Genomic DNA, 13,153 nt, shown 5'->3' with positions numbered 1-13,153 from the left:
AGTTGCCGTAAACGCCAAACAACAAGGTCTGTTTATCGTTGTTCGGGCAAGATAAACAGACCTCGTGTGAGTATACCGCACTTATGCTTAAAAAAATCTTAACGCGCTCTCGCTTTGCGATTATTCATGTTATTACCGCGTTTTTGATTGGTACGATTACCGGTCGCACTGCCGCTACGGCGCAAACGCAGCGGTTTCGGCAGATCTTGCAGCAATGCTTCAGTATCATATTGACTGACCGGAATGCTGTGATCGATATATTCTTCAATCGCGGGTAAATTCATGGCGTAGGCTTCACAGGCAAAGCTGACCGATTTGCCGCTTTCGCCGGCACGGCCGGTGCGCCCGATACGGTGTACATAATCTTCGCAATCGTCCGGCAAATCGTAGTTGAACACATGGGTCACCGCCGGGATATGCAAGCCGCGCGCCGCCACATCGGTCGCCACCAAAATATCCAACTCACCTTGGGTGAATTTTTCCAATAATGCCAAACGCTTTTTCTGCGCCACATCGCCGGTCAGCAAGCCGACCCGATGTCCGTCCGCTGCCAAATGCCCCCAAATATTTTCACATTGATGTTTGGTGTTGGCGAAAATAATGCAACGCTCAGGCCACTCTTCTTCCAGCAAGGTTTGCAGCAAACGCATTTTGTCTTGATTGGACGGATAAAACAGTTCTTCGGTGATCCGGTGTCCGGTTTTTTGCAGCGGCTCGACTTCGACATATTCGGCATTATTCATATCTTCAAATGCCAGTTCGCGCACCCGGAAGGATAAAGTCGCCGAAAACAGCAGGGTCAAACGCTGTTGTACCGGCGGGCATTTACGCATTAAATAGCGAATATCGCGGATAAAGCCCAAATCGAACATCCGATCCGCTTCGTCCAGCACCACCACCTGAATTTTATCCAAATTGATAATGCCTTGCTTAACATAATCAATCACCCGCCCGGTTGTACCAATCAAGATATCCACGCCGTTTTCAATCGCTTTCAGCTGTTTATCATAACCGTCGCCGCCATAGGCAAGTGCGGTTTTTAAACCCGTGGCTGCCGCCAATTTTTCCGCGTCATTATCGATCTGCACCGCCAACTCTCGGGTCGGTGCCAAAATCAAGGCACGCGGCTGATTATGTTGATAGCGCCCTTCACTGTTTGCTTGTTGGCTTAACAATTGATGGAACGTGGCAATCAAAAACGCCATCGTCTTACCGGTACCGGTTTGCGCCTGCCCCGCTACATCACGCCCGGCAAGGGTCAACGGCAGCGTCAACGCCTGAATCGGGGTGCAATATTCAAAACCACTGTCGTTTAACGCGCTTAATACCTGCGGATTCAAGGCGAAATCGCTAAAACGGACTTGGCTTAAATGTTTATTTGTTTGCATATCTCTGTCTCTGTCGGTTCTTAAAGTTTGTTTAACCGCACTTTTTATGAAAAATCGCTCAAGGATAGCACAACACAGCCGCCTGTGCTTGCTTTAATGCCAAAATCAGGACGGATTTTTTGCGTTGAACCGCACTTTGCGCGTTTATCCTCAATAAAAAATAAATTCTCGCTAGACAGCCCCTGCTTTTAGTGGTACTTTTATCGCCACTCAAATCTGAGTCATACTTTTCACACTGTATTAAACTACATAAGTAAACTCACTTATTTCCATTAATCTAATCTTAAATCAAACTAATTCTTCCATTATGAATCTGACAGAACTGAAAAACACCCCGATCTCCGAGCTTGTGCGCATCGGGGAAGAACAGATGGGCTTAGAAAATTTAGCCCGTTTACGCAAGCAAGATATTATTTTTTCCATTTTAAAACAACACTCTAAAAGCGGCGAAGACATCTTCGGCGAAGGCGTTTTGGAAATCCTGCAAGACGGTTTCGGTTTCCTGCGTTCGGCGGACAGCTCTTATTTGGCTGGTCCGGATGATATTTATGTGTCGCCAAGCCAAATCCGCCGCTTCAACCTACGTACCGGCGATATGATCGAAGGCAAAATCCGCCCGCCGAAAGAAGGCGAACGCTATTTTGCGCTGTTAAAAATCAAAGAAGTCAATGCCGACCGTCCTGAAATCTCACGTAACAAAATCCTGTTTGAAAACCTCACGCCATTACACGCCAACTCACGCATGCGCATGGAGCGCGGCAACGGTTCGACCGAAGATTTAACCGCGCGCGTATTGGATTTGGCTGCGCCGATTGGTAAAGGACAGCGTGGTTTGATAGTGGCGCCGCCGAAAGCCGGTAAAACCATGTTGCTGCAAAATATCGCGCAAAGTATCACCCACAACTACCCTGAATGCGTATTGATGGTGTTACTGATCGACGAACGTCCGGAAGAGGTCACCGAAATGCAACGTTTGGTCAAGGGCGAAGTCGTCGCCTCGACGTTCGACGAACCGGCGGCACGCCATGTGCAAGTCGCCGAGATGGTAATCGAAAAAGCCAAACGCTTGGTTGAACATAAAAAAGACGTGGTCATTCTATTAGACTCGATCACCCGCTTGGCCCGCGCCTACAACACCGTTACGCCCGCCTCCGGCAAAGTATTGTCGGGTGGGGTGGATGCCAATGCCTTGCACCGTCCGAAACGCTTTTTCGGTGCGGCACGTAACGTAGAAGAAGGCGGCAGCTTAACCATTATCGCTACCGCACTTGTGGATACCGGCTCCAAAATGGACGAAGTCATCTACGAAGAGTTTAAAGGTACCGGTAATATGGAATTGCATTTATCGCGTAAAATCGCGGAAAAACGCGTATTCCCGGCGATTGACTTCAACCGCTCCGGCACACGTAAAGAAGAGCTGCTCACCACGCCGGACGAGCTGCAAAAAATGTGGATTCTACGCAAAATCGTACACCCGATGGGCGAAATCGAAGCGATGGAATTCCTGATAGACAAGCTCTCCATGGCAAAAACCAACGAAGAGTTTTTCGATATTATGAAACGTTCGTAATTGCTATCAAGTCTGATACCGAAACGCCCGCGAATGCGGGCGTTTTAATTGGGTTTGTTACACAAAAGTGCGGTCAAACCGCACTTTTGCTTATAACGCTAGTTAGAACAGCTCTTCCACACGCGGACCGGAGCCGTCGCCCGGGTTGACCATAATCTTATAGCCTTGCTCACGGATATAATGCCGGGTCGGTTCGGTACCTTTGATAAAATATTCGTTGCGTCCGCCGCTGTCGGTCAACAAACCGCTGGACTTATCAATGCGTTTTTCGATGATGTTCGGCGGCAACGGATCGGCGCGTTCCGGTATGTTTTCCAACGCTTTTTTCATATATTCCCGCCACGCCGGCATCGCGGTGCTTGCACCGGCTTCGCCGCGGCCCAAATCATATTTATTATCGTCAAAACCGACATACACTGCTGTGGCGAAATTGGCACCGTAGCCGGCATACCACGCCACTTTCGAGTTATTGGTAGTACCGGTTTTACCGCCGACATCACTGCGTTTGATCTCATTCGCCATGCGCCAGCCGGTGCCTTTCCAACCGCTGCCTTGCTCGCCGTAGATCCCAGAGTGCAGCGCACTGCGGATTAAAAATGCCAACTCGCCACTGATCACCCGTGGGGCAAGTTGCGGTTCTTGGCTTTGCGCACGGGCTTGCGCCAACAATCCCGGTCCGTCTTGCAACCGGCTGTTGCCGATTTGCAATTCCGGAATATCCGGCACGGTTTCCGGCTGTTGATCCGGATCGCCGTCGGCATTGGCGGCGAGATTCACTCCGCTTTCATCAGTTTGCCCGTTTTCTATGCTTTGATCCAATAATTCCAGTTTTTGCTGTTCGCCATAAATCACGGGAATATCATTACAGCCGAAACACGCCACTTTCGGGTTGGCAAGATAAATTTCTTTACCCTCATGATCCAAAATTTTCTCGATAATAAACGGATCAATCAAGAAACCTCCGTTATCAAACACCGCATAGCCGCGCGCCATTTCCAACGGGGTAAATGAGGCCGCCCCCAGTGCCAAGGCTTCCGTTGCCTGATACTGATCACGTTTGAAGCCGAAACGCGGCAAGAAATCCGCCACATAATCAATGCCGACCATTTGCACCGCCCGCACCATCATTACGTTTTTCGATTGTGCCAAGCCTTGGCGCAAACGTAACTGCCCGTCGTAACGGTTAGGCGAATTTTTCGGCGACCACGGTTTTTGCCCCGGAATGCGGATGGTAATCGGGCTGTCGTTTAAAATCGTGGCAAGACTCAAACCTTTATCCATTGCCGCCGCATAAATAAATGGTTTAATCGATGAACCGACCTGCACCATCGATTGCGTGGCGCGGTTGAATTTACTTTGTCCGAAGCTAAAACCGCCGACAATCGCCTCAATCGCGCCGTTATCACTGTTTAACGAGACCAACGCCGAATTGGCGCGCGGCAACTGCCCCAACACCCACTCCTGTTTACTGTTTTGTCGAATCCAAATTTGTTCGCCCACTTTGACTTTCGGACTATTCGCCGTGGCATTCGCCCATTTCATCGCCGAAAACGGCAGCGGCATGCTTTCGCCCGAGGCAAGCAACAAATTTACACCCTCCTTATCAATCGCCATCACTGCCGCCGGTACTAACGGTTCGGAATTCGGGATTTTTTTCAGGAAACCGATAATCCGCTCGTGCTCCCACGCGGTTTCATTGGCTTTCCACAGCGGCGCACCGCCACGATAACCATGGCGCATATCGTAATTAATCAGATTATTGCGCACCGCAATCTGAGCATTGCGTTGATCGGTGGAATCGACGGTGGTATAGACTTTATACCCTTTCGTGTAGGCATTTTCTTCGCCGTACAGTTTGACCATTTCCTGCCGCACCATTTCGGTGACATATTCCGCCTGAAAATCCAATTGACTGCCGTGGTAACTGGCAACCAACGGCTCGTCGCGCGCTTGTTGATACTGTTGTTGTGAAATATAACCTTCCTCCAACATCCGCCCCAACACCACGTTGCGCCGCTCGGTCGCGCGCTGTAACGAATATAATGGATTCATGGTCGACGGCGCTTTCGGCAAGCCGGCAATCATCGCCATTTCGCTGAGGGTTAATTGGTTTAAATCCTTACCGAAATAGGTTTTTGCCGCGGCGGCGACACCGTAAGAGCGATAGCCGAGATAAATTTTGTTCAGATACAGTTCTAAAATTTCATCTTTATTCAGATTTTTTTCGATTTCAATCGCCAAAATCGCTTCACGCACCTTGCGCAGCAAGGTTTTTTCCGGAGTTAAGAAAAAGTTGCGCGCCAGCTGTTGGGTGATGGTACTCGCCCCTTGCGAAGCGCCGCCATCGCTGATCGCCACTTTCAAGGCGCGCGCGATCCCGATCGGATCCAAGCCGTAATGGGCATAAAAACGGCTGTCCTCGGTTGCCAACACCGCTTGTTTCAACGGTTCTGGAATCTGTGCCAAGCTGACCGGAATCCGCCGCTGCTCGCCCACTTCGCCGATTAATTTTCCGTCCGCGGTATAGATTTGCATAGGCTGTTGCAGCTCGATATTGCGCAAGGTTGCGACATCCGGCAGCTCGGATTTGATATGGAAATAGGTAATCGCTATTATCACACATCCCAAAATTGTCAAGGTCAATAAACTACTAAATATTAATTTTACGATCTTCACCGAAAACTTCTCTCTTCAAAGTCAATTATCAAACGAATTTGCGCCACACTACTTGCCACATCAAATTATTTTACACGTTATCGCACACATTGAGGATCTTTTTACAATGACAACCGCTATATTCCGTGCGCCGAAACTGAAAGTCGGCATTTATCAAAATCAACAGCATATCGAAGTGGCACTGCTGGATCCGCAACGGCAACCGCACTTTTATCGGATCGATTCGAGCGAATTGGCACAACTCACCCCGTTACTAAGACAACAATTTGCGTCCACTATATCAAATAAAGCGCGATTTTTTTATATTTCCTGCTTGGAACCGCACTTGCTGTGGCAAAAACACCTGCTGTTGCCGCGCGTAGCACCGCATGAGCGTTACCGTCAAGTCAAACTGATTATCAAACAGCAACTGCCGAGCGACGAGTCGCAAATTCTGTTTGATTTTATCGCTACGCCGATACCGCATAACAACACGAAGCAATATATTGATTACGTACAAATTTTTGCGGCAAAAAGGCAAAACGTTTTACGCTGCTGCGAACGGTTGGCGCCGCTAAGATTAAATGCGTTGGATTTCTATGCCCATGCGCTGTTGCGTGCCTTTGTTTATGTCAGCCAAGCCGCCGTCGATGAAACTTCGTTGTTTATTTATCAAGACAACCGACCGAACGCGGAAAAACTGGTGCTGTTACAGCAATATCCCGATCGTTTAATCCAAAGCTATGAAAAAAAATTGTCGCTGACCGCACTTTTACAGCTGTTTTTCCAACATGCGCCGCCGAATCAAATCCGGCGCTGTGTGATTTATGCCGCGCCAAGTGCGGTGCAAGCCGCAAGGTCAATCCTGCCCGCACAGGTCGAATTGATCGCGATCGATCCGGCGCAATACCCCTATTTTATCGCCTTGGGCTGCGCCCTTTGGCAAACTCAGCACTGGCAAACCAAAGGATTCGTCAATGGCAATTAATCTGTTGGATTGGCGAACAACGCAACTGCGCCGTCAACAAATCCAATTTGTTTGTCGGGTTGCGATTAGCGTGCTGATCGGCTGCGGGCTGCTGCACGGTTTGCACGGCTATCAACAGCGCCTGCAACACGAATTGGCGCAACAACGGCAACAGCAAACAGCACTTCGTCAACAGAACCAAGATTTACAGCGGCAAATTCAGCAGCTGCAAGCGCAAACGGATGGGAAACCGCCGAGTGAAAGTGCGGTGATCGACGCTGAAAACCTCGCGCTGTTTCTTAATTTACTCCGTGCGCTGCCACTGCAAGACGGACGTTTGACCTTCGCCGGTCTTACGCCGTCAACACCGCCGCAAACACAGCTGGCGCTGCACGGTTATACGCTGTCGGCGCACAGCGTCGAGCAACTCAAAGCCTATCTGGCACAAGCCTTGCCGACAAGCGCAACCCTTGAATTAACCCGATTTGAACTGGCGCCTGCCGAACGGCAAGACGCGCAATTTACCTTTGTGTTTCAAATTCAACTCATCCCCGAACAGGAGCAACCGCAATAATGCCACTACAACCCTATTCCCCGCTTGCCAGATTTATCGGCGCGTCATGGCGTTTACAGTTAATCTGCGCCGTCGTGCTGTTGACTGTCGCTGCGGCAAACCCGTTGTGGGAAATTCGACAACTGTTACAACAGCAAGACCAAACCGCACTTGCCAATCAGCAACAGCAGATGGCATTGCAACAGAAACAGCAAGTGATTGCGCTGTTAAATCAGAAAGCCAACGAGATGAAAAAAACGCTCGATCCGCAACTGGCGGCGCAAATCTCACCGTTGAATCAGCGGATACAAAGTGCGGTCAGCGCGCAAGCCGGATTGCACATCCGCCGACAAGCATGGCGGTTTTCCGCTATGCCGCAGTTACAGCTGGAACTGGAGGGACGCTTCAGCGCCATTCAGCGTTTTCTGCGCCAACTGCAACCGCACTTTGCCGAATTGTCGTTGCTAACATTGGAACTCAGCCATGCCGACACACAACGCAGCACTCTCGCCCATTTGACGTTACAACTGACGGAAGCGAAACATGATGAAGAAAAATAATTACTTACTCAGCCTATTGCTATTTGCCAGCCATTTCACGCTTGCTGCCAGCAACGATATGGGACAGGATCCGTTTGCGTTTGCGCCACGGCAGACGCCGCCTTCCGTCGGCAACGCAGCATTAAACTGTACCGAACCTGGCGATTGGCTCATGGATACCCTGCCGTTAGTACAACTCAAGCCGGTCGGCGTAATCCAATACGGCAGCGACGACGCCGTGGTGCTGTGGTTAACGGCAAACGGGGTGATTATCGACAGCCGTCTCGAGCAAGTGATCGCACAAGAGCAATGGCAAATCGTGCAAATTGAAGCGCAGCGCATTCGTTTACAACAATGCGGCAATCCGAGCCAGCAGAAAACCATTCATTTATAATAGGAAAACATCATGCAAAAAGGGATACAAACCGCACTCGTGTTATTATGTTGGCTGTTAAGTGCGGTCGCCGCCGGCCATGCCAAGCAGCCGCGCGATAACGGATTTACGCTGGTCTTAAAACAAGCGCCGTTAGTCGGCACGCTGCACTATTTAGCCCAGCAACAAGAGGTCAATTTAGTGGTTGATGACGAACTGCAAGGCAATATCAGCCTGAATTTAAAACGGACTAATTTCGATCAATTACTGCAAGCGGTGAGTAAAATCCATGCGTTAGAGATTGAAAAATTTGAAGGCAGCTATTTTATCCGCCCGCGCCAAGCGGCAAACGGCACGCCGACAAACCCGCAAACCGCACTTTCAACCCAACCAGCCCTGCAAACGGTGAAAATTCCGCTGCAACACGCCAAAGCCTCGGAAATCATGCAATCGCTCAACAGCGGCAGTGGTTCGTTGCTTTCGGCAAGCGGCAGTATTACGTTTGATGATCGCAGCAACAGCCTGATTCTACAAGAACAACCGCAAGCGCTTGCCAACTTGCGCAAGATTATCCAACAGCTGGATCAGCCGACACAGCAAGTGTTGATTGAAGCTCGAATTGTAACAATCAGCGATGAAAGCCTGCACGAACTGGGCACCCGCTGGGGGTTGTTCGACAGCACGGCGCAAGCGCGCCGATTCAGCGGCAGCTTGGATGCCAACGGGTTTACCGATGTGGCAAATAATCTGAACATCAACTTCGGCAGCGATTACGCCAATGCCGCCAGGGTTTCACTGCAAGTGGCGAAAATTAACAGCCGCTTGTTGGATTTAGAGTTGACCGCACTTGAGCGCGAAAATAACGTCAATATTATCGCCAGCCCGCGCCTGCTGACCACCAACAAACGCAGTGCCAGCATTAAACAGGGCACGGAGATTCCCTATCTGGTGACCAATAAAAACGAAACGCAAAGCGTTGAATTCCGTGACGCCGTATTGGGCTTGGAAGTGACGCCGCATATTTCCCACGATGACACCATTTTATTGGATTTAATGATTAGCCAAAATTCACCGGGCAACAGCGTTGCCTATGGCAATCATCAGATGACCACGATTGACAAACAGGAAATTCAAACCCAAGTGTTTGCCCGCCACGGCGAAACCATCGTGCTCGGCGGCGTGTTTCACGACACCTTTGTCGACGGTCGGGATAAAGTGCCGCTGTTGGGTGATGTGCCGGGAATCAAGCATGTATTCGGCAAAGAGACCCAACGCCAGGCCAAACGCGAATTGGTGATTTTTGTCACACCGCACATCGTCAAATCCCCGACCAAAGAAGCAACCCGCAACAATAATCCGGCACAAAATCCGTCTGCTCCGCGCCCATTTGCCTACGGATTTTAGTCTAATTTGTGTTTTTATTGATTAAATCGGGTAATACGGTTGAAAACAGGGGCGTTTTATTGCGATAATTGCCCCCTTAACTTAAAGTTGAAGCTCGCGGGGTGTTTTACTACTTAGCGTGCCGTGATTCGGCAACAGCACCGCTCTTTTATATACCTTCGACACTCTGATTAATCATAACATTAACAAGAATTTAGAATAACATGGCTGAAAAACGTAATATCTTTTTAATTGGGCCGATGGGCGCAGGCAAAAGCACAATCGGTCGCCAGCTTGCCCAAATCCTCGGGATGGAATTTATCGATTCCGACAACGAAATCGAACAACGCGCCGGTGCCGACATCAGTTGGATTTTTGATGTCGAGGGCGAGGCGGGTTTTCGCAAACGCGAAGAACGGATTATCAACGAACTGACCCAACGCCAAGGCATTGTCCTGTCGACCGGCGGCGGTGCGATTTTATCCAAAGAAACCCGTAATCATCTGTCCGCACGCGGCACGGTGGTCTATTTGGAAACCACCGTTGATAAACAGCACCAACGCACCTTGCGCGACAAAAAACGCCCGTTGTTGCAAGGCGTTGCCGATCCGCGCCAGGTGTTGGAAGATTTGGCAAAAACACGTAATCCGCTGTATGAGCAAATTGCCGATATTACCATGAGCACCGACGAGCAAAACGCGAAAAATATGGCTAACCATTTGATTGATCTGTTGGAGCAATATTCTTCGGTCAATTGATTTCTGTTTTTTGCTTTCCTTTACCCACTGGAGATGACAACATGACTGCGCAAAATACGATTGAAGTCAATGTAGAGTTAAAAGAGCGTCGCTATCCGATTCGGATCGGCAGCGGTCTTTTAAGCCAATCCGAAAGCTATGCGCCATTGCAACAGGGCGATAAAGTCATGATTGTCAGCAACCCGACGGTGGCGGCACACTATCTGGCAACCGTCAGCGAGGCATTGCAACAATTAGGCTGTCAGGTGGAATCGGTGTTAATTCCCGACGGCGAACAATATAAAACGCTAGAATCACTCAATCTGATTTTCACCGCACTTTTACAAGCCAATCACGGGCGTGACACCACCATCGTCGCACTCGGCGGCGGCGTGGTCGGCGATATTGCCGGTTTTGCGGCGGCAAGCTATCAGCGTGGCGTGCGTTTGTTGCAAATTCCGACCACCTTGTTATCACAAGTCGACTCCTCCGTCGGCGGTAAAACCGGCGTGAACCACGCGCTTGGCAAAAATATGATCGGCGCATTTCACCAACCTTGCGCGGTAATTATCGACAGCAACACCTTAAATAGCTTACCGAAACGCGAAGTGTTTGCCGGTTTAGCCGAAGTGATTAAATACGGCGCGATTTTGGATCTGCCGTTTTTTGAATGGTTGGAACAGAACATTGACAGATTGGTGAAATTGAACACCGAAGCCCTGCATTTCTGCCTCAAGCGTTGCTGCGAAATCAAAGCCGAAGTGGTGGCACGCGATGAAACCGAACAAGGCGATCGCGCGTTGCTTAATCTTGGACATACGTTCGGGCATGCCATCGAAACCCATTTAGGCTACGGCAACTGGCTGCACGGCGAAGCGGTCGCGGTCGGTATGCTGATGGCAGCGGCACAATCGCATTTATTGGGCGATCTGACACAGCAAGATGTGTTCCGCCTCGAAAAACTGTTGGCACAGGCGAATTTGCCGACCATTTCGCCGGACGGCATGAGCGCCGATGATTATCTGCCGTTGATGATGCGTGATAAAAAAGTGCTTGCCGGTAAATTGCGTTTGGTGTTGCTGAAAAAGCTGGGGCAAGCCTACGTTGCCAAAGACAGCGATCCGCAGTTAGTGTGTCAAGCGATCAACGCTTGTAGCCAATTTGACTGACCCAGTTGCCTGAAAAAATGCCAGTATCCGCTAACCGCTTGCCAAAACACCGCCCGTTTTTAAAATGGGCGGGCGGTAAATTTCGCCTGACCGATGAAATCAACAAGCTATTGCCCAAAAACAAACCGATTCTGATTGAGCCGTTTGTCGGCGCAGGTTCGGTGTTTTTAAATTCCAATTTTAAACGGTATATTCTGGCAGATCTGAATCCTGATCTGATTAATCTGTTCAACGTGGTAAAAACCGATGTTGATCATTTTGTGGCGGAAAGTACCAAGCTGTTTCGCCACCCCAATGCCAACAGCGCGGAGTTTTACTACCGCCAACGCGATGAATTCAACCGCACTTCAGATATTTTTGTGCGCTCAGCGCTGTTTGTATATCTCAACCGTTTCGGCTACAACGGTTTGTGCCGCTACAACAGCAAAGGCTTGTTTAACGTGCCGTTCGGCGCCTATGTGAAACCCTATTTTCCCGAAACTGAAATCCGCTATTTCAGCCATAAAGCGCAACACGCCAGCTTTCACTGTGCAACCTTTCAAAGCAGCTTTGAACTCGCCAGCCATGACAGTGTAGTTTACTGTGATCCGCCCTATGCGCCATTGCAACAGCTCTCGAATTTCACCCACTATGCCGGTAACGGTTTCAGTTTAGCGCAACAGCAAGAACTGGCGGACCTCGCCAAACAGTGCGCCGAACAACACCGCACTTCGGTGGTGATCTCTAACCACGACACGCCATTCACGCGTGAAATTTATCAAGGCGCGAGATTTAAGAAACTGATCGTCCAACGCCACATCAGCCAAAATGGCGAAAACCGCAGTAAGGTGAATGAGTTGATTGCGGTGTTTAAGCACAGATAACAGTTTGCATTTATCACTACTGTTTTTCGCCTCGTCGGCGACCGCACTTTGTCTTTTTACTTTCCGCTGAAAATTGTCTATCGGGTTTCGCCGATGGCGACTTTTTTTAATCACTATCGCTATTTCGCCTCTCGGCGAAACACGATAATTTAATTTTAGATGAATGAAAAAAAATCACCCCGCCAACTCCGGATTAATCTTAAATTCCAATCTCGTTGCTTGCGGAAACACCTCTTGCGCCAATGCCAACAACTCAGCCTGACGGAACAAAATCCCCTGCTTTAAACTGGCGTTTTGCACCTCGCAGTAAATCACCTCATCACGAATCGTCGCGACCCGAAAACGCCCGCGGAAAACGTCTGGAAAACGCTGCTGCAACTGATTATTCAGATCGCCCAGAAAGAGCGCCCGACGGGCGATTTCAGCAAACGAACTCTGCTCAACCAACTGCTGAATATTTTTCATTTTATTTTGACGGGTTTTATTTGGCTTCATGGCTGTTTTTCCGCTTGTTTTTCCCTAATTTGTCCCGATATGTATGACATAGGCTCAGTGATGTTCTATAATAACACACATTTTTAGCAATCCTGCTTTCACACCAGCTTAGGCAATATCGTTGATGAATCTGTTTCGAGGCTACAACAAATCCGCTCGTAAACCGCACTTTTGGTCACAATTCCTGTTGGGAATGTTGGCGATTTTGTCGTTGCCGCTCCAAGCTAATCCGACACAAGAGCAACAAACTTATAGCCAAGCCTATCAACTGCAACAAAGCGAGCAACAAAAACCGCTTGCCCCGTTGTTTTATCAGCAACAACAGCGCCAAATCCAGCTACAGCAACGGATCCGGCACACACCTTCACAACATTTGTTTGTTGAAAAACAAGCGTTAATAGGTGACACGGTTAAAGCGGTACCGCCAATCCGCGCCGGACCGCACTTTTCCTTCTCATGAT

General features: G+C 49.4%; 13 protein-coding genes. 10 read left to right on the top strand and 3 right to left on the bottom strand.

Going from position 1 to position 13,153, the window contains the following annotated elements; genetic code table 11:
- Window positions 1-98: 98 nt before the first annotated feature.
- Window positions 99-1,388, bottom strand: coding sequence for an ATP-dependent RNA helicase RhlB (rhlB, locus tag ACWA50_RS06595; protein WP_431050927.1), 1,290 nt, complete (start codon window positions 1,386-1,388; stop codon window positions 99-101).
- A 307-nt stretch (window positions 1,389-1,695) separates the two neighbouring features.
- Between rhlB and rho the strand changes: the two genes are divergently transcribed.
- Complete coding sequence (gene rho / locus ACWA50_RS06590) at window positions 1,696-2,958, top strand: transcription termination factor Rho (RefSeq protein WP_431050925.1); 1,263 nt, start codon at window positions 1,696-1,698, stop codon at window positions 2,956-2,958.
- 102 nt (window positions 2,959-3,060) lie between these two features.
- On the opposite strand, the gene ACWA50_RS06585 is transcribed toward rho, so the two are convergent.
- Window positions 3,061-5,634, bottom strand: a complete 2,574-nt coding sequence (locus ACWA50_RS06585; protein ID WP_431050923.1) for a penicillin-binding protein 1A — start codon at window positions 5,632-5,634, stop codon at window positions 3,061-3,063.
- Between the two features lie 106 nt (window positions 5,635-5,740).
- Between ACWA50_RS06585 and ACWA50_RS06580 the strand changes: the two genes are divergently transcribed.
- From ACWA50_RS06580 to ACWA50_RS06545, 8 genes are all read left to right on the top strand, one after another.
- Window positions 5,741-6,601, top strand: coding sequence for a hypothetical protein (locus ACWA50_RS06580; protein ID WP_431050921.1), 861 nt, complete (start codon window positions 5,741-5,743; stop codon window positions 6,599-6,601).
- Window positions 6,591-7,154, top strand: coding sequence for a hypothetical protein (locus tag ACWA50_RS06575; protein ID WP_431050919.1), 564 nt, complete (start codon window positions 6,591-6,593; stop codon window positions 7,152-7,154). Before ACWA50_RS06580 ends, ACWA50_RS06575 begins: the two co-directional genes overlap by 11 nt.
- On the top strand, window positions 7,154-7,693 hold the full coding sequence (locus ACWA50_RS06570; RefSeq protein ID WP_431050917.1) for a hypothetical protein: 540 nt from the start codon (window positions 7,154-7,156) through the stop codon (window positions 7,691-7,693). The genes ACWA50_RS06575 and ACWA50_RS06570 overlap by 1 nt, the downstream gene beginning before the upstream one ends.
- On the top strand, window positions 7,677-8,066 hold the full coding sequence (locus ACWA50_RS06565; RefSeq protein WP_431050915.1) for a hypothetical protein: 390 nt from the start codon (window positions 7,677-7,679) through the stop codon (window positions 8,064-8,066). Before ACWA50_RS06570 ends, ACWA50_RS06565 begins: the two co-directional genes overlap by 17 nt.
- A 12-nt stretch (window positions 8,067-8,078) precedes the next feature.
- Window positions 8,079-9,449, top strand: coding sequence for a type IV pilus secretin PilQ (pilQ, locus tag ACWA50_RS06560; RefSeq protein WP_431050913.1), 1,371 nt, complete (start codon window positions 8,079-8,081; stop codon window positions 9,447-9,449).
- Between the two features lie 203 nt (window positions 9,450-9,652).
- Window positions 9,653-10,186, top strand: a complete 534-nt coding sequence (gene aroK / locus ACWA50_RS06555; protein ID WP_431050911.1) for a shikimate kinase AroK — start codon at window positions 9,653-9,655, stop codon at window positions 10,184-10,186.
- A 41-nt stretch (window positions 10,187-10,227) separates the two neighbouring features.
- Window positions 10,228-11,334 (top strand): 3-dehydroquinate synthase, encoded by a 1,107-nt coding sequence (aroB, locus tag ACWA50_RS06550; RefSeq protein WP_431050909.1) that lies wholly within the window; start codon window positions 10,228-10,230, stop codon window positions 11,332-11,334.
- Window positions 11,335-11,351: 17 nt separating this feature from the next.
- The gene (locus ACWA50_RS06545; protein ID WP_431050907.1) at window positions 11,352-12,197 is read left to right on the top strand and encodes a Dam family site-specific DNA-(adenine-N6)-methyltransferase; all 846 of its coding nucleotides are present in this window, start codon (window positions 11,352-11,354) and stop codon (window positions 12,195-12,197) included.
- 174 nt (window positions 12,198-12,371) lie between these two features.
- On the opposite strand, the gene ACWA50_RS06540 is transcribed toward ACWA50_RS06545, so the two are convergent.
- On the bottom strand, window positions 12,372-12,692 hold the full coding sequence (locus ACWA50_RS06540; protein ID WP_431050905.1) for a DciA family protein: 321 nt from the start codon (window positions 12,690-12,692) through the stop codon (window positions 12,372-12,374).
- Between the two features lie 124 nt (window positions 12,693-12,816).
- Here ACWA50_RS06540 and secM point away from each other — a divergent pair, with 124 nt between their 5' ends.
- On the top strand, window positions 12,817-13,152 hold the full coding sequence (gene secM, locus ACWA50_RS06535) for a secA translation cis-regulator SecM (protein WP_431050903.1): 336 nt from the start codon (window positions 12,817-12,819) through the stop codon (window positions 13,150-13,152).
- Window position 13,153 lies beyond the last annotated feature (1 nt).

The sequence above is a fragment of the Testudinibacter sp. P17/SS/0325 genome (assembly GCF_053570765.1).
This window is presented reverse-complemented; position numbering and strand designations above follow the sequence as displayed.